Annotated in this window: 15 protein-coding genes; 11 read left to right on the top strand and 4 right to left on the bottom strand. The window is 68.2% G+C overall.

What is annotated here, in order from left to right; translation table 11 throughout:
• The first annotated feature begins 45 nt into the window (after nt 1–45).
• Entirely contained in the window at nt 46–3,003 is a 2,958-nt protein-coding gene (locus ACORJG_RS08150) for a TonB-dependent receptor domain-containing protein (RefSeq protein ID WP_427788433.1), read from the top strand.
• Nucleotides 3,004–3,007: 4 nt separating this feature from the next.
• Nucleotides 3,008–5,383, top strand: coding sequence for an alpha/beta hydrolase family protein (locus ACORJG_RS08155; RefSeq protein WP_427788434.1), 2,376 nt, complete (start codon nt 3,008–3,010; stop codon nt 5,381–5,383).
• Here the strand turns inward: ACORJG_RS08155 and ACORJG_RS08160 are convergent.
• The 4 genes from ACORJG_RS08160 to ACORJG_RS08175 all read right to left on the bottom strand — a co-directional run bounded on the left by ACORJG_RS08160 (nt 5,277) and on the right by ACORJG_RS08175 (nt 8,869).
• Nucleotides 5,277–7,052, bottom strand: coding sequence for an asparagine synthase-related protein (locus tag ACORJG_RS08160; RefSeq protein WP_427788436.1), 1,776 nt, complete (start codon nt 7,050–7,052; stop codon nt 5,277–5,279). The two genes, ACORJG_RS08155 and ACORJG_RS08160, sit on opposite strands and share 107 nt — an antisense overlap.
• 1 nt (nt 7,053) lies before the next feature.
• Nucleotides 7,054–7,722, bottom strand: a complete 669-nt coding sequence (locus ACORJG_RS08165) for a lasso peptide biosynthesis B2 protein (protein WP_427788438.1) — start codon at nt 7,720–7,722, stop codon at nt 7,054–7,056.
• A 377-nt stretch (nt 7,723–8,099) separates the two neighbouring features.
• A complete protein-coding gene (locus ACORJG_RS08170) occupies nt 8,100–8,225 on the bottom strand; it encodes a hypothetical protein (protein WP_427788440.1) in 126 nt (41 codons plus the stop codon).
• Between the two features lie 68 nt (nt 8,226–8,293).
• Entirely contained in the window at nt 8,294–8,869 is a 576-nt protein-coding gene (locus ACORJG_RS08175; RefSeq protein ID WP_427788442.1) for a GntR family transcriptional regulator, read from the bottom strand.
• A gap of 260 nt (nt 8,870–9,129) precedes the next feature.
• Between ACORJG_RS08175 and ACORJG_RS08180 the strand changes: the two genes are divergently transcribed.
• From ACORJG_RS08180 to ACORJG_RS08220, 9 genes are all read left to right on the top strand, one after another.
• Complete coding sequence (locus ACORJG_RS08180) at nt 9,130–9,654, top strand: helix-turn-helix domain-containing protein (protein WP_427788444.1); 525 nt, start codon at nt 9,130–9,132, stop codon at nt 9,652–9,654.
• A 435-nt stretch (nt 9,655–10,089) separates the two neighbouring features.
• Nucleotides 10,090–10,347 (top strand): helix-turn-helix domain-containing protein, encoded by a 258-nt coding sequence (locus tag ACORJG_RS08185; RefSeq protein ID WP_427788445.1) that lies wholly within the window; start codon nt 10,090–10,092, stop codon nt 10,345–10,347.
• Between the two features lie 75 nt (nt 10,348–10,422).
• Entirely contained in the window at nt 10,423–11,040 is a 618-nt protein-coding gene (locus ACORJG_RS08190; RefSeq protein WP_427788447.1) for a lytic transglycosylase domain-containing protein, read from the top strand.
• On the top strand, nt 11,037–11,339 hold the full coding sequence (locus ACORJG_RS08195; protein WP_427788449.1) for a TrbC/VirB2 family protein: 303 nt from the start codon (nt 11,037–11,039) through the stop codon (nt 11,337–11,339). Before ACORJG_RS08190 ends, ACORJG_RS08195 begins: the two co-directional genes overlap by 4 nt.
• Entirely contained in the window at nt 11,339–11,506 is a 168-nt protein-coding gene (locus tag ACORJG_RS08200; RefSeq protein WP_427788451.1) for a hypothetical protein, read from the top strand. The genes ACORJG_RS08195 and ACORJG_RS08200 overlap by 1 nt, the downstream gene beginning before the upstream one ends.
• A complete protein-coding gene (locus ACORJG_RS08205) occupies nt 11,503–11,838 on the top strand; it encodes a type IV secretion system protein VirB3 (RefSeq protein WP_427788453.1) in 336 nt (111 codons plus the stop codon). Before ACORJG_RS08200 ends, ACORJG_RS08205 begins: the two co-directional genes overlap by 4 nt.
• The gene (locus ACORJG_RS08210; protein ID WP_427788455.1) at nt 11,831–14,218 is read left to right on the top strand and encodes a VirB4 family type IV secretion/conjugal transfer ATPase; all 2,388 of its coding nucleotides are present in this window, start codon (nt 11,831–11,833) and stop codon (nt 14,216–14,218) included. The genes ACORJG_RS08205 and ACORJG_RS08210 overlap by 8 nt, the downstream gene beginning before the upstream one ends.
• Nucleotides 14,215–14,931 (top strand): type IV secretion system protein, encoded by a 717-nt coding sequence (locus ACORJG_RS08215; protein ID WP_427788456.1) that lies wholly within the window; start codon nt 14,215–14,217, stop codon nt 14,929–14,931. The genes ACORJG_RS08210 and ACORJG_RS08215 overlap by 4 nt, the downstream gene beginning before the upstream one ends.
• A 226-nt stretch (nt 14,932–15,157) precedes the next feature.
• Nucleotides 15,158–16,078, top strand: a complete 921-nt coding sequence (locus ACORJG_RS08220) for a type IV secretion system protein (RefSeq protein WP_427788458.1) — start codon at nt 15,158–15,160, stop codon at nt 16,076–16,078.
• The last annotated feature ends 209 nt before the right edge of the window (nt 16,079–16,287 follow it).

Raw genomic sequence — 16,287 nt, forward strand, 5'->3', positions numbered from 1 at the left:
TTCCCTGTCCCGCACTTGGGCGGGTAATCAGACGGGGGAAGCATCATGCGGATGGGATTGGGATCAACAGGACTGGCGGCTCTGCTGCTCGCCTCCGCCGCGCCCGCGGCGGCTCAGTCGGTCGAGGCGACGCGGCATTACGAAATCCCGGCGGGGCCGCTCGACCGGGCATTGCGGGAGTTCGCCCGCCAGAGCGGTCAGCAGATTCTCTATCCCGCGGCGCTCGTCGCGGGACGCCGCTCGCCGGGACTGAGCGGCGACTATGGGCCGGAGAGCGCCCTGGCGGCGCTCCTCCGGGACACAGGGCTGGTCCATCGCCGTTCGCGCCCGAACGTCTTCATTCTTCACGACGCGGCAAGCGCAGGCCCTTTGGACGAGGCGGCTCAGATCACTGAGCTTGAGGCGATCGTCGTCACCGGCAGCTATATCCGCGGGGCCTCCAGCCCCTCTCCCGTCACCGTGCTGACCCGCGACGACATGGATCGCCGGGGCATGGGAACGGTCGCCGGGGCGCTGGCGGCTCTGCCGCAGAACTTCGCTGGCGCGGCCCATGAAGGGTCCTCTGGAACCGGCGCAGACCGATCCTTCAGCAACATAGCCTACGCCACGGGTCTGAACCTGCGCGGGCTAGGGGCGGACGCCACCCTTGTGCTGGTGAATGGCCGCCGCCTGTCTGGGACGGGCGTGGCCGGCGACTTCGCCGACATCTCCAGCATTCCAGCCAGCGCGGTGCAACGCGTCGACGTGCTGCTGGACGGAGCCTCCGCCCTTTATGGATCCGACGCGGTGGCCGGGGTGGTGAACGTGGTCTTGCGCGACCGCTTCGAAGGCCAAGAGACGCGTCTGCGTGCAGGCGCGGCGACGGAAGGCGGGGCGGCGGAGCGCCTGTTCTCCCACACCCTCGGCCGCGACTGGTCATCCGGCGGCTTCGTGCTCTCCTATGAGTATTATCACCGCGGCGAGGTGGCCGCGGAGGATCGTCGTCTAACCGCCAGCGCGGACCTGCGCCGCTTCGGCGGTTCCGACTGGCGTGAACTCTATTCCGTGCCTGGCAACATCGTCCGCTTCGGACCGAACGGCATCGAGCCGGCTTTCGCCATTCCAGCCGGACAGCCGGGCGTCGGGCTGAGTTCCTCCGATTTTCTCCCCGGCGAGACCAACCTGGCCAACCAGAACGAAGGACGCTGGTTCCTGCCCCGACAGGACCGACACAGCCTGTTCGCGGCCGGTCGGCAGGCGATCGGATCCAACCTGCAGCTGGACGGCGAACTCCGCTTCAGCGACCGTCGGTTCGAGACGCGCAGCTACGCCGATGTCGCACTGCTGACCATCACTGACGCCAATCCCTATTTCGTGTCGCCGGACGGATCGTCCTTCAGCGACATCGCCTATTCCTTCGCCCGCGATCTCGGCCCAGGTCTGGACGACGGGCGCACCCGGAGCCTCGGCGGCGCCTTCGGCGTCAGCACAGTGATCCGGGACTGGAATGTCGAGGCCTATGTCAGCGGCGCGCGCGAGACGGTCGATCTGCGCAGCTCCAACCGCGTAAACCAGACTTTCCTGTCCGAGGCGCTCGGCACCGCGCCGGACGCCCAGTCGACGGCTTTCAGCACGGCGGTCGACGGCTTTTTCAACCCCTATGGCGATCCCGCCGCCAACAGTCGGGCGACCCTGGAATTCATCAGCAGCGGCTATTCCGAGACCCATAACCGCAGCACCGTAGCGTCGTTCAACCTCAAGGCGGACGGCGTTGTCCTCGACCTGCCGGGCGGCCCGCTGAAGATGGCCTTCGGCGTCGACGGCCGGCGCGAGGTGTTCCAGCCCAGCACCGTCAACTTCTTCTATGGCTCAACTCCGCCCTCGGCGACGCCGCGTCGCTACGAACGCGACATCGCCGCAGCCTTCGTCGAGGCGCGCCTTCCCGTGATCGGCCCTGACAACGCCCGCCTCGGCGCGCGCCGGCTGGAACTCTCTGTGGCTGGTCGCGCCGAGCGCTACGAGGACGTCGGCTCGACCGCCAATCCCAAGTTCGGCCTCCTCTACGAACCCGTCGAGGGTCTGATGTTTCGCACCAGCTACGGCGAATCCTTTCGGGCCCCGGCCCTGCCCGAGCTGAACGGCCGCTATCAATTGGCTCCGACAGTGGTCTCCGACGGGACGAACGATGTGATCGCCATCGTCCAGTACGGCGGCAATCCGGCGCTCGCGCCGGAAACCTCCCGGTCGACGACGCTCGGCTTCACCTGGACGCCGCCTCGTACCCCGGGCCTCCGGTTTGAGGCCAACTGGTTCCGCATCGACTTCAGCAACCGCATCTCGCAACCCGCCAGCGAGAACATCGGCGCCGCCCTGATCGATCCGGCTCTGGCGCCATTCGTCACGCGCGTAACCCCGGCGACCAACGCCGCCGACCTGACCCTGATCCAGTCGCTGCTGGACGAGCCCGGCAACCTCCTGCCGGACATCTTTCCCGCCGCCAGCTATGGGGCGGTCATCGACGCCCGCTACGTCAACGCCGCCTCGCTGGTGGTCGAGGGCGTCGATCTCTCGGCCGCTTACCGCTTCAACCTGGCCAGCGGTGCGCTCGATCTCTCGGGCTCGGCCACATACCTGGATCGCTATGACCGGCGCGTCACCCCGACCTCGGCCAGCGAAGCGCTCGTGGACACCCCGCACTTCCCGACGTCGTGGCGCGGTCGGGCCGGAGCGCAGTGGAGCGGGGACAGGATCAGCCTGGGGCTGCACGCCAACCACGTAGGCGGCAGCCGGGACCCGATCTCGGGCAAGGCCGTGGGGGACTGGCTGACCTTTGACGGCCAGGCGCGTCTCGACTTCTCCTCCGGGCGCCGCAGCGACCGCGATCTGTCACTGGTGCTGAACGTTCTCAATCTCTTCAACGAAGAACCGCCATTCTACGACGCCTCGCGCGGCATCGGCTTCGACGCCGCCAACACGAATGTCCTGGGCCGCCAAGTCTCGCTTCAACTGACCCGGCGCTGGTGACGCCATGGCTCAGTTCGTCGGGGCCCTTTCGGCCCTGGGCCTGGCGGCGGCGCCCCTCTCCGCCGCCGGACCGGTCACGCTGGACGCCCTGCTCGATCTCGAAGCGTTCGGCGCCATTCACCTGGATGCGGACGGGCGCCGCATGGTCGTGGAACGGCAGCGGCCTCTGGCCAGCCTGCCCCGCTACGACTTCGGTTTCGAGGGCGTGCTGCGCTACGCCGATCTCTACATTGGCGAGGTTTCGCAGTCCGCGCCCCTGACGCCGCTGCTTCCAACCGGGCCCGACGCTGGCCTGACCGTGGGCGGCTTCTCTCCGGACGGACGGAGACTGGCTGTCTACCGGCTGCAGGGCGGCCTCTGGCGGCTAGGTGTCATCACGATCGAAACAGGCGACGTAGTCTGGACCGAAGTGTCGCCGCGACCGGCCGAATGGGGGCGCGCGCTGGAGTGGACGTCGAACGACACCCTGATCGTTCTGGGCGTCTCGGATGGCGGCCTGCCCCAGCGGCTCGCCGGGGATCAGCGAGTGCAGGCGGGCCTTCGTCGGCATTGGGCGGCCATGGCCCTTGGCGAGGCCAGTTTCGTCATCAACGAGGCTGGCCCGGACTCCTCGACCAGCCCCCGGCCGCCCGCGATCACCCTGTGGTCGGTCGACGCCGCGAGTGGAAAGTCGACCGCCTTGGCCGAAGGCGATCTGATCGACCTGGAGTTGTCCGCCGACGGCCGGACGGCGGCGGTCGTTCTCGATGGTCCTGCGGAGCGGCCGCCGTCAACGGGTCTGGTGGAGGAACCGCGCCGCCGGCGCACCCTCGTGCTCGTCGATCTCCAGAGCGGCGAGCGCCGCCCTGCGGTCTACGACATCGCGCCGACGCTGCTGACCTGGTCGCCGACCGGGGATGACCTTCTGGTCTATGCGCGCGGCGAGACGCCAGGCTTCCTGCGGATTGCGCCGAACGGCCAGGTCCGAAGGGTGGAGACGGCGGACATCACGCCGAGCGTCCCTCTGGTCGACGGGATCGGCTACATTCCCCGCGCCGGCTGGTTGGGCGATCACCCGGTCATCTTCGGGCGCAGGGCAGACGCCGACCGGTCCGATTGGTGGCTGCTGGGGGACGCCGGGCCCGTCAACCTGACCGCGGCGCTGAGTCAACCCGGCGCGCTACGCGCATGGCTTGGCGACGGTCTGGTGATCAGCGACGGGCCCGACCTCTTCCTCCTCAGGCCCGGCGGCGCGCTCGAGAGGCTCGGCGAAGCGCCGCGGACGACCGCCGCCTCGACGTCGCCCGCCGTACGCGCCCTGTTCGGGCCGATGAAGACCGAAACGATCCTCGTGCAAATCGGCGACCGGGTCTGTTGGCTGCGGGCGTCGGAACGGCGCTGCGGGGAGGCTCCGCCTGAACCCGTATTGGCCGTCGGCGAAGACGGCGAGGTGCTGACTCTCGGCGACAGCCCGGACGGCATCGGCCGCCTTCTGTCGCACACGCCGTCGTCCCGCGATCCAGTCGATCTCCTGACCTTGAACTCGAGACTGGCGGACCTCGCCTTTCCTGCCCCACACCGGATCCAGGGAGACTTCGGTTCGGGCTGGCTATACCTGCCTGAAGGTGAAGGCCCTTTCCCCGTGGTGGCGATCCCCTATCCCGGCAAGGTACGCACGGCCCCGCCCGAAGAGATGCGCCCGGGCGCCCGCAGCGCCATGTGGACCGGTCACCCGCTGATTGCGGCCGGCTACGCCGTCCTCTATCCGGATCTCGAGGCGCGCCCCGACCCGGCGGAGGGCCTGGCGGGGCGGATCCTGTCTGTCGTCGACGCCGCGGCGGCGGAAGCGCCGATTGATCCGGCGCGGGTCGGCCTGATGGGGTGGAGCTTCGGCGGCTGGGCGGTCGCCATGGCGGCCTCTCAGTCCGATCGGTTCGGCGCGGTCGTCGCCCTCAACGGTCCCTATGATCGCTTCAGCGTCATGGGCACAACCAACGCCCGCGCCCGACTGGACGGTCAGATGCAGGTCTTCGCCACCGACAACGCCCGCTGGCTGGAGACCGGACAGGCCGGCATGGGGGCCAGCTATTGGCAGGACCCGGAACGCTATCGGCGCAACAGCGCCGTGGTGATGGCGGACCGGATCGAGGCGCCTGTGCTGATCCTGTCGGGCGATATGGATTTCGGCGTCGCGCAGGGCGAACTGCTATTTGGCGCCTTGAACCGGCTGGACCGGCGCGCCGCGCTGATTACCTTCTTCGGCGAGGAACATGGCTTCATCAGTCCGGGCAACATCAGGCAGATGTACGCTCAGGCGATCGGCTGGTTTGACCGATATCTGAGGGAAGACGCGGCCGCGACGCCAGCCGGGATCGCCAGTGACGCAGCCACGCCTCGATAAGGGCCAGGCTAAGAATCTCGCCATGGCCTCCCTGCCACAGGAGGCGTTCCGCCGACAGGAGGGCGGAAAGGGCGTCGCGATCGATACACCCCGCCTCCGCCAGGGCTCCGTCGAGCAGATAAGGCCTCAGGACGTCGAGTCGGCGCGCCATGGCCTGGCCATAGAAGGCGCCGACGTCGCCCTTTGAGCGGCGCTCGATGAGGAAGGGCGGCAGGTCGGCGGCGAAGGCGCGCCGGGCCAGCGCCCGATCGCGACCGCCCCAGGTCAGGTCGACGATCGAAAGCGACAGGCCCAGTTCCATCACCGGCTGGGCCAGGAGAGGGTTGAGACATTCGCCCTGCCGGCTTCGGCGGGCGGTCTGCTGGAACACCTGGCAATAGGCCAGAGCGTTGATCTGGAAGGCCTTGGCGGGCGGAACGCCGGAAAGGTCGGCGACCCACGGATGGTCCCAGCGCCTTCGATCCCATCTGTGCCGGACAAGCGCTTTCGTCCAGGTCCAGGGCCAGGCGGACTGCCGGGTCCAGCGCGCGATCCTGAACAGGACCGAGGGTCGCGTCCTCCATCCGCGTTCCCCGATCTCGTCCAGGCCGATCAGGGGCGTGGCCATCTGGAAGAAGACGCCGTCTCCGCCCTGCCCCGTCAGAACCCCATCCGCGTCCGTGCGGGCGATGCGCGCCTCGATGTCAGCGTTGTATCCGGGATCGAGGTCGTTGATGGCGGGGCGGAAGGCTGCGGCGGTGGTGGCCAGGGCCGCCAGATCGACGGGAAGGCCGTCGCGCAGCACCTCCGTCAGTTCGAGACCGAACCGCCCCGCCACTGCTCGCGCATAACGCCGCTCGTCCCCTTCAGTCTCGGCGGTGTAGTGATTGACCCATTCGACGACAGCGCGCCTCTGGGCGTCTGTCAGGGCCGCCGTCACAATGGCCGAATCCAGCCCGCCTGACAGTTCGGCGATCAGCCGTCGCTCGCCGGCCGTCGCCCTGACAGCCTGAACGACCTGATCGCGGACATCGTCGTCGGACGGCCGGCGCGCGCGGAGCCGATAGATGTCCGCAGGACGCCAGACCTCGACGACGGAGGCGCGTCCTGCCCCGAGGGTCAGCAAGCTGCCAGCCGGCGTGGGGTGCAGATGGCTGAGGCCTAGCGCATGGCTGTACTCGCCAGGCGTCGCCGTCATATCCGCGACCCTGTCTATCAGGACAGTCGTCTCGTCCGGAAACAGCAGATCGGCCGGCGCCTGGGCGGTGCTGGCGAAGACCTGCAACGGCCCGCGGGTCCAACCGACGCACTCCAGGGCGCCGGAGGGGTCGCGCAACGCCGAGGCGCCCTCTCTGGAGCGTCGGACGACCACATAACGGCCCCATATCCGCTCGATCAGACCCTGGGCCGACGCCCCGTCTAGGCGTCGACTGGCGAGGCTCTGCAGCTCCTCAGGATGGAGCCGGCGGAAGCTGTCGCGATCGAAGGCCTCGCCGAGGAAGACGCCATGGCCGTCGAAGGCCGGGATCACGTCCAGACGGCTTTTTGAACCGACATAGACGCGCAGGAAGGGATGGGAAACGGCGCAGCGCCAGCCGGCGGCGAAAGCCCGCGGCGCGAGCCAGGCGGACGCCCCGGCGAGCGTGAGCCGGTCCGTGCTGGTTATGACGATGTAATCGGTCGGCGCCATCTCAGATCACCAGGATGGGGTGATAGGCCGTCAGGGCCTCGGGCGCGTCGGTCAGGCAGAGGTCGCCGACCTGCAGCCAGCAGTGCGCGGCGAACGGCCAGGTGCGCACGCCGAACACCCAGTCGGCGTCCAGGCCTCCGCGATTAAGAAAGGCGAGCAGCATCCAGGACTGGAACAAACATGCCCCGGTCCAGGGCATGGCGGGCATGAGGCGACGGAACGTATCGACGCGCCGGGCCAGAAGGACTTCATCCGGACTTTCTGCGGGTCGATGCGCCAGCCGCCTCGCCAGATCGCCGATCTCGGGTCTCCGGCCCGCCAGGGCGCACCACAGGGCCGTGAACGACAGCGCCTCACGAACGGCTATCGGCTGCGGATGCCGGATGCGGCAGGCGCGCGACGGAAGCGTCGGCAGAGGACGGACGCGATCGGGCGTCCCGCCTGCATCGTCGCCTGCTAGGCCGTCCCTTTGGAGCGCCGCGGCCACATCGCGCAGACTACGCAAGACGCCGTTCTCCAGCGTGGCCGGACCGATGTCCGGCAGACACAGATAGCTGTCGCTCCGCGTATCGAGCAGGACGAGATCGCGACGAATGACGACGCCATGTACCCCCGGCCGTAGCCGGCAGGACGCCAGGGCGTCGTCCGGATGAGCGACGGCGGTCGTCACGGCGCCAGGTCCAGCATGTAGCGCCGCACACTGTTGACCTCGGGATACGGGCCGCAAAGGCAGGCCCGGGTGGTGCGCCGGGCGCTGCCGAAGTGAAGGATATGGATTTTCCGGGACGACATGATGAAACTCCAGGATGGCGACGGACAGGCGCCTTAAGCCCCCGTCCGTCGCCGATGGGAATCACATGGTCCAGCGGCGGCTGCTGTTGGTCTCGGCGAGCAGGCCGTGGTCCATGGCGCGGGTCAGCGCACGCGCGCTCCCCAGACGAAACAGGATTCGGGGGTAGTGGCGGATCGCCATGGCGTCCTCCTAATGGATATGAATGAAGAGGGTTCGAACGTCGGGGCCGCCGCTCGAAACGGCGGCCCTCGGGTTCATTCGCCGCCAATAAGGAATTTGCGCTGCGAGTTGGGCTCGTTGATCGGGCCTTCGGTGACCGCGCGGGTCAGGGCCTTGGCGCTGCCGAGGCGGATGGGGCGAAAAACGGTCTTGGTCGTCATGGCTGGTCTCCTGGGTTGCAACCGACGGACGTCGGTCTTGTCCCAGAGACGGCCACCCGTGCGTCGATTCAAACTGTATTGATCAGGTATTCGCCGGGCACGGTCGGGAGACGACGCATCGCGCTCGCCAGGCTGCGGGCAAGGCGCATCCGGTCCTCGTAATATTGGGCGAGCGTATAGCCTTCGCCGTCCGACCCTATGGCGAGATCGTCCTGCAAGCGATGCTCAAGCTGACGCACCGGAGCGAGCCGGGCGGACACCCGATCGAAGCTTTCCTTGAGCGGTTCGCTGTCGCAGCGCGCCATAAGGGCGGTCGACCATTCCACGAACCGCTCGAGTTCCGCCGGCCCCGGCGGAGGCTGATCCGCCAGGCTCAGCGCTAGTTCGATATGACCCCGTTCAAGCTGAAGGAGGCCGACGATGTCTTCGGCAGGAAGCGTCCGCACGAAATAGCCGAGGCCTCGCCGGTCGTCGATCAACCCTTCGCCGCACAGACGCGACAGGGCCTCGCGGACCGGGCTAGTGCTCAGCTTGAGCGCCGCGGCGACGTCGGCGATCGCCAGCCGTTCTCCAGGCGCCAGACCCTGGGCCAGGGACTGGCGTAGGGCGGCGAGCGCCTGACCGAACGGGTCCCGGCTTCTCACCGCTCTCTCCTCTGACGAAACGGGGCAGCAACCTCCGAAGTCAACGATAAGCAACAGGTCGCGGCAGCCGCGCGCCTGCGACCGTAACCCTCCGACAAGACCGTGAAGATCGACGACACCTATACTTCCTTCACAAGTTTTTTGCGCAACTCCGCAAGTTAAATGACTGATTTCCTATTGAGACTTCCATTTGCGCTGCAGGAAGGCCATTTTTCAACCTGCTGGGGTAAGGCGGCCCCTGCGCCGGAAGGGGACGAGCCATGATTCAGGCGCAACGTCAGTCTCAGAGCGAAACCCTGTCGTCCGCGCTGCGCCTCATCCGGGCCCACCGCCGCATGAGGGCCATTGACGTGGCCGAGGCTATGGGCATGGCGCTTCGCTCCTATGAACATTTCGAAGCGGGCGGCGGCCGGATCAACCTGGAGCGCATCCACCGCTTTGCGGAGGTCACCGATTCCGATCCCTACGCCATCCTCGCCGCCATCACCTTCGGCTCGCCCAACTTCGCCCTGCGCGTCGCCGACAACAAGCTGATGACCATCCTGATGGTGGCCCTGCAGGAATTCGACGAGGAGCTCGGCGACGTCATCACCGAGTTGGACGGGCGCACCCTGATCAACACCTTCACCAAGGCCATGAAGGAATTGGCGCTGCAGTCGGTGCGCCGGGAGGCGGCGGCGAACGCTTGGTTGAAGGACCGCGCCAGCAAGCTGGTGAAGCCGGAGGGCTCCAAGGCCGACGACGGCCTGCCGCCCGATCCGACCTCAGAGGCAAGCTCGAAATAAGGACGTGTCGAGCGGATCTGGAGCTTCTACCGCGGCGTTCAACTTATTGATGGGATTGAAAGAGATCGGATGACCTAGGACCGTCCAGCTTTGATCTAGGATCATGGGTCAGAGCGCGATGCCGTCGATCTCAGTGTATGACGCGCGCACCTGCAGAGCAGACCGTCTGTCGCGGCCACGACGCCTCAAAGCCTGCCGAGCCACGGCTCCAACCGCTTGAGGATTTCATCGAGCGAAGGCTGGTGTTGATAGTAGAGGGCGCGCGTGCGGACGTAGGCATCGGCGCAGAGGCCCCGGGTCGGTGCATCTCCGAGACGGAAAGCCTCGTTGCAAAGGTCGGGATCGGCGAGTCCGCCCGCATTTCCGCCATCGTAAGGGCGCCCGGTAAGACTTACGGACTGGCGGCGATAGCTCTTACGCCCTCTGCTCCGCCTCATGTCGACTTCCCATCGCTTCTCCCAGACCCGGTCGACGCCGCGCCTGACCGCGCGACAGACGGCCTGTCTGGAACTCGCCGCCCGCGGGCTGACATCCGCCGCCATCGGCGAGCGGCTCGGCATCTCGTCTCGCACTGTCGATGAGCATCTGATGCGGGCCTGCGATCTCCTTGGCGTGCGTACCCGCATCCAGGCCGTGGCCCGGCTGGCCGCGAAGGCCCGCCCGGTCGGACGACGGGTCGACCTCCCTCAGTAGATTCCCCGTGGGGCCGCTGCGGGTCGCAAGCCGGCCCGTCCGGCGGTTTGCTAGGGGCCAATCACGGAGCCCGCCATGCTCGACCTCTTCGCCGTTCTCAGTCTCGCCCAGGCCTGCGCCCCCTCCGTCGCGCCGGAAACCCTTGCCGCGATCGCCCATGTCGAGAGCCGCTTCGACTCTCTGGCCATCGGCGTGAACCGAGGACCTGGCCCCGGCCGGCGGGCGCGGAGCGCCGACGAGGCCTCACGCATGGCTCGCCGCCTTCTGGCCCGGGGAGCAAACCTCGACCTAGGCCTCACCCAGATCAACAGCGACAATCTGGCCTGGCTGGGCTTGAGCATCGAGGAGGCCTTCGACCCCTGCCTCAGCTTGGCCGCCGCCGCGACCGTACTGCGCGCCGGCTATCGACCGACGGGCCCGGACCTGCGCGCCCATCAAGAGGCCCTGCGCGTGGCGCTGTCGCGATACAACAGCGGCCATCCGCAGCGGGGCATTCGCAACGGCTATGTTGCGCGCATCGAGGCGGCCGCCGCGCGCCTCTCCCTCACCTCCGCCGCACCATCCCCGCCTGCGCCCTCTCAGCGCCCGATCCGCCTCGTGGCCGAAACGCCCCCGCCTGCCTGGGACGTGTTCGCCCGCGCGCGCGGCGAAGCGGCGCTCGCCTTCGAACCTGCCCGGAGTTCTCAGCCATGACCGTTTCTCTTCTGCGTCGACGCCATTGGGCGGCGGCGACGGCGATCGCCGGCGTCGTCAGCCTGACGGCCGCCTCCCCCGCCTTCGCCTCGGCCAATGTTGAGGGCCTGCTGCAGAATGTGGTCGATATGCTGACCGGCAACACCGCCCGGCTGCTGGCGGTGCTCGCAGTTGTGGTCGTCGGCGTGCTGTGGATGTTCGGCCTGTTCGACCTTCGCCGAGCCGCCATCGTGGTTCTTGGCATCATTGTAGTGTTCGGCGCCGCCGAGATCGTCAATCTCATCACTGGAGGCGGCTGATGGTCGCCGCCTGTACACTGGTCGTTGGGCTGCTCAGCCTCGGCCTGTCGGTCCTCGTGCTGCGTCGGATCATCTCGCCCGCGCGCTTCGCCCAGGCTCTGGGCGGCCTCGCGCTCGGCCTTGTCGTCGCCATCGGTCTAGCCGAGGCCCTGGTGGGGCGACCATGACCGACGAACGGCTCATCGAAGATCCCCTGTTCCTGGCCTGCACCCGGCCCGCGATGATGATGGGCGTGCCTATGGAGGCCATGGGGATCAACGTCATCCTCTCGGGGATCGTCTTCCTGGTCGGCGGAAGCCTGCTCTATCTGCTGGTCGCCCCGGCGCTGCACCTGGTGTTTCGCGCCATCTGCAAGGCGGACCACAACGCCTTTCGACTGTTGCTCATCTATGTCGACACCAAGGGCCGGGCCCGCAACGGCGCGACCTGGGGCGGCTCTTCACCGTCACCCCTGCCCCTGGTGCGCCGCTTCAACCCGGGGGGCCTGCGCCATGGCTGACGTCGCCGTATCCCCGAGCGCAACCCGACGGATGATGAAGCGCGAACCGGAGGTCCGCCCCGCCCTGCCCTACGCCCGGCATGTCACGGACGAAATAGTCAGCCTGGACAGCGGCGCCCTGATGCTCTGCCTGAAACTCGACGGGGTCAGTTTCGAGACGGCCGACGCCCGCGAGTTGAATGACCTGCATGTGAAGCTCAATCAGGCGTGGCGCAATCTCGCCGATGAGCGGCTGGCCGTGTGGCATCATCTGGTGCGCCGTCCGATCGCCGTCACGCCCGCCGCAGGGCACGCCTCGAGCTTCGCGCGCGAGCTTTCCGCCGCCTATGACGCCCAGCTCGCCCAAAGCCGCCTGTTCGTCAACGACCTCTATCTCACCCTGGTGCTGCACCCGGGCCGAGAGGGCGGCGATCGCGCCGGAGCCCTGATGCGGCGGCTGCGCGCCGCCCGCAAAGCCGGCGCGGAGATCAATGCGGCGCTGCTTCACCGGCTGGACGAGTCCGCACGTGACCTGACCCAGCTCCTGGCCCGGTACGGCCCGCGCCGGCTCGGCCTCTATGAACGCAGAGGGTTATGGTTTTCTGAGCCGCTGGAGCTGATCCGCCTGATCCTCACCGGCCGCGCCGAACGGGTCCCGCTGACCTGCGGCCATCTCGGCGACGCCGCCTACGTCTCACGCGTCATCTTCGGCCGTGAGACCCTGGAGCTGCGCGACGTCGCCGAAACGCGCTTCGCCGCCATCCTGGCGATCAAGGAATATCCGGCCGCCACCCGGCCGGGTCTGTGGGACGGTCTGCTCAACGCCCGTTTCCCCTTCGTCGTCTCCCAGTCCTTCGCCTTCCTGTCCAAACCGGCCGCCCGGGCGGTGATGGAGCGCAAGCAGAACCAGATGGTTTCCTCGCGGGATCGGGCCGGATCGCAGATTCAAGGACTGTCGGAGGCCCTGGATGAGCTGACTAGCAACCGCTTCGTCATGGGCGAACATCAGGCGTCGGTGCTGGTCTACGGCGACACGCCCAGGCTCCTGGCCGACCATCTTTCCAGGGCGCGCGCGATCCTGGCGGATTCCGGCCTAGTGGTGGCGCGAGAGGACCTCGGGCTCGAAGCCGCCTTCTGGTCCCAGTTTCCGGGCGCATTCGCCCGGCGCACCCGCCCGGCCGCCATCACCTCGCGCAATTTCGCTGCGCTGGCGCCCTTCCATTCCCATCCCGTGGGCCGGCCCGCGGGGAACCATTGGGGCCCCGCCGTCGCCGCTCTCAGGACGACCGCAGGGTCGCCCTTCTATTTCAACTTCCATGTCGACGACCTGGGCCACACCTTCATCTGCGGGCCTTCAGGGGCGGGCAAGACGGTCGTCCAGAACTTCATGCTGGCCCAGATGGAGCGGTTCGGCGCCCAGCAAGTCTTCATCGACAAGGACCGGGGCGCCGAGATCTTCGTGCGCGCCTGCGGCGGGACCTATCTGGCCCTGGCCAACGGCGAGCCGACGGGCTTTGCGCCGTTCAAGGCCCTGCCTCCGTCGCCCCATAACCGCGCCTTCCTGATCCGGCTGGTCCGGGCCCTGGTCAGCCGTCCGGACGAAACCCTGACGGTCGCCCAGGCCCGGGCGATCGATCACGGCGTCGTGGCGCTGGAGGCCCTTCCCCGGAGCCAGCGATCCATCGCGGCCCTGAGGAGCCTGCTGGGCCAGGGCGACGCCGGCGGCGTCGGCGCCCGGCTCGAGCGCTGGCAGCGCGGCGGTCCGCTCGGCTGGGTCCTCGACAATGACGCCGACCTGTTGAGCCTGGAGGCCCCTCTTGTCGGTTTCGACATGACCCAGGTGCTGGATCATGACGAGGTCCGGGCCCCGGCCATGCTCTACCTCTTCCACCGGATCGCCGAACGGGCGGACGGTCGCCGGCTGGTCCTCGACATTGATGAGTTCTGGAAGGTCCTAGGCGATCCCGCCTTCGCCGACCTGGCCCAGGACGGCCTGAAGACCTGGCGCAAGCAGAACGCCCTGATGGTGTTCGGCACCCAGTCGCCCGCAGACGTCCTGCGATCGCCGATCGCCCACGCCATCCTGGAACAGTGCGCGACCAAGATCTTCCTGCCCAACGCCCACGGCCAGGCCCGCGACTATGTCGACGGCTTCGGCCTGAGCGAGACCGAGTTCCGGCTGGTCAGGGACGAGCTGACGCCTGCCTCCCGTCGCTTCCTGGTCAAACAGGGCCATGACAGCGTGGTGGTGGAGCTCGACCTCGGCGGCATGGACGACGCCCTGGCGGTTCTCTCCGGCCGCACTGAAACCGTTGCCCTGCTCGATCGCATCCGCGCAGAGGCGGGCGATGACTACGCGCAATGGCGCGACGTCTTCCATGCTCGAAGGAGAGTCTCATGAAAGCCCGTTCGTTCGCGGCCTTAGTCGGCGCCGCCCTCCTGTGCTCAGCCGCTTCCGCCCGGGCCCAGCACATCGTCCATGACCCGGCAGCCTACGCGAGGCTGGTCGAGGACGCCCGCACCGCCCTGCAACAGCTTCGCGCGCTTCAGGCCCAGGTCGAACAGGGTCAGGCCCTGTTCGACAGCCTGAACGCCATCTCCGACGTCAACGCCCTGGCGAGCGTCCTCGGTCTTCCCGAAGTCCGCAATCCGCTGCCGGACCTGAGGGCTCTGCGGGCGGCGGCTGACGGAGACCTGACGGCGCTCGGCGATCTGGCGGACCGCGCCGCCGCCATCCGCCGCGAGACCCGCCTCTACACCCCGCCCTCAGGGGACGCGGAGACCTATTATCGCGACAGCCTCGAACGGTCGGGAGCTCGGACGGCCCGGGATCTGGCCATCGGCGAGGCCGTCAGCCAGGCGTCCGATCAGAGACTCGAGGGCCTGGAAAGCCTGCGCCGCGCCCTGGACGCCGCCCCCAACGCCCGCGCCGTCATGGATCTCGAGGCCCGCCTCGCGGCTGAACAGGCCCTGATCCAGAACGAACAGCTCCGCCTTCAGGGTCTCGCCCTGACCCAGGCCGCGGAAGCCCGGCTCGAGGAACAACGCGCCCGCGAACAGGCCGAAGCCGCAAGGACGGCGCGACAGGCGGTCTATGAGCGCGCCTTCCGATGACCCGCCCTGTCGTCGTTCTCGCCTGCGTCCTTCTACCGGCCTGCTCGCCACCGTCCCGAGACGCCGAAGGCTTCGCACGGACGCCGGGGCGCGCCGCTAAGGTTGTGGCGGACTGCGACGCAGGCCGGAGGACCCGCGATTGCGTCCTCGCCCGCCAGGGTCTGGCCGAGGCCCGGCGTCGCGAACGTATGGCCGCCTGCGCCCAGACCGTCCGGGAGCCCTGATCATGGAATTCCGGGTCTTCGAGCCAAGCTATGACTTCATCGACGGCCGCCTGAACGAATTCCTCGGCAGCCGCCTGTCCGCGGTGATCGCCGAAGTCGAGGGCCCTCTGAGGATCGCCCTTGTCCTCTATGTCGTCCTCTACGGCTTCGCCATCCTGCGGGGCGCCATCAGCGAGCCGGTGATGGATTTCGCCGTCCGTTCGATCAAACTCGCCCTGATCTACGCCCTGGCGACCACGGCAGCCTATTCCAGCTTTGTCACCGAACCGCTCTTCACCGGCCTGCCCAATGTCCTGACCCGCGCGGTCAGCGGAGCAGAGGCGCCGAGCGTCGGCGCCGCCTTCGACCAGTTCTTCGCCTATGCGGCCTGGCTGGGCGAGGACATCGCCCGCGACGCCTCGGCCTTCAATCCGGGTCCCTACGTCATCTCGGCGGCGGTCTTCATCATCGGCGCCCTGGCCGCAGCCCTGGGCTTCGGGGTGGTCCTGGTCGCCAAGCTGGCCCTGGCCCTGCTGGTGACCCTTGGTCCGATCTTCATCGCCTGCGCCCTGTTCGACGCCACCCGCCGCTTCTTCTTCGGCTGGCTGAGCCAGGCGGTGAACTATCTCGTCCTCTTCGCCCTGATGATCGTCATCTTCCAGCTCGTCCTCTCCCTTGTGCGGGACCAGTGGGGATCGATCCAGGGCGCCGACCCGATGATCGGCGGCCTCATCTTCATCGCCCTGTGCCTGCTCGGCGCGATCTTCTTCCTGCAGACCCCGGCCATCGCCGCAGGCGTCGCCGGCGGCGCCAGCGCGGGTCTGGCTGATTTCGCCAACGCCGCCGCCCTGGGATCCGGACGCTCCGGCGCCGCCCGCGGGCCTCAGGAGGCCAGCCGCCAGCCGCCCCGGAGCGGCGGGACCATCCGACCGAATGGAGCCTGACATGTCATTTCGCATCCCGCTTCCCTTCCTCTGCCTTCTGGAGGCCTGCGTCCTCAGCAGCTGCGCCTCCCTGACCGGCCCGAACCTGCCGACGTGCGACGGAACCGCCCGACGCCCGGCCAATCCGCATGGCTCCATTCTCTCGCCTGAACCGCCCCCGACGGCGGCCGCCGCTGTCAGCGCCCAAACACCACCGCCCGGAGGCTGCA

Origin of the sequence: Brevundimonas diminuta (assembly GCF_050310045.1) — a bacterium.
Classification (GTDB): domain Bacteria; phylum Pseudomonadota; class Alphaproteobacteria; order Caulobacterales; family Caulobacteraceae; genus Brevundimonas; species Brevundimonas diminuta_F.

Coding starts and splice junctions, on each gene's coding strand:
- ACORJG_RS08200 (WP_427788451.1), top strand. CDS start 11,339: ATGGTCGCCGCCTGTACACTGGTCGTTGGGCTGCTCAGCCTCGGCCTG.
- ACORJG_RS08190 (WP_427788447.1), top strand. CDS start 10,423: ATGCTCGACCTCTTCGCCGTTCTCAGTCTCGCCCAGGCCTGCGCCCCC.
- ACORJG_RS08220 (WP_427788458.1), top strand. CDS start 15,158: ATGGAATTCCGGGTCTTCGAGCCAAGCTATGACTTCATCGACGGCCGC.
- ACORJG_RS08205 (WP_427788453.1), top strand. CDS start 11,503: ATGACCGACGAACGGCTCATCGAAGATCCCCTGTTCCTGGCCTGCACC.
- ACORJG_RS08185 (WP_427788445.1), top strand. CDS start 10,090: ATGTCGACTTCCCATCGCTTCTCCCAGACCCGGTCGACGCCGCGCCTG.
- ACORJG_RS08155 (WP_427788434.1), top strand. CDS start 3,008: ATGGCTCAGTTCGTCGGGGCCCTTTCGGCCCTGGGCCTGGCGGCGGCG.
- ACORJG_RS08195 (WP_427788449.1), top strand. CDS start 11,037: ATGACCGTTTCTCTTCTGCGTCGACGCCATTGGGCGGCGGCGACGGCG.
- ACORJG_RS08150 (WP_427788433.1), top strand. CDS start 46: ATGCGGATGGGATTGGGATCAACAGGACTGGCGGCTCTGCTGCTCGCC.
- ACORJG_RS08210 (WP_427788455.1), top strand. CDS start 11,831: ATGGCTGACGTCGCCGTATCCCCGAGCGCAACCCGACGGATGATGAAG.
- ACORJG_RS08180 (WP_427788444.1), top strand. CDS start 9,130: ATGATTCAGGCGCAACGTCAGTCTCAGAGCGAAACCCTGTCGTCCGCG.
- ACORJG_RS08215 (WP_427788456.1), top strand. CDS start 14,215: ATGAAAGCCCGTTCGTTCGCGGCCTTAGTCGGCGCCGCCCTCCTGTGC.
- ACORJG_RS08170 (WP_427788440.1), bottom strand. CDS start 8,225: ATGACGACCAAGACCGTTTTTCGCCCCATCCGCCTCGGCAGCGCCAAG.
- ACORJG_RS08160 (WP_427788436.1), bottom strand. CDS start 7,052: ATGGCGCCGACCGATTACATCGTCATAACCAGCACGGACCGGCTCACG.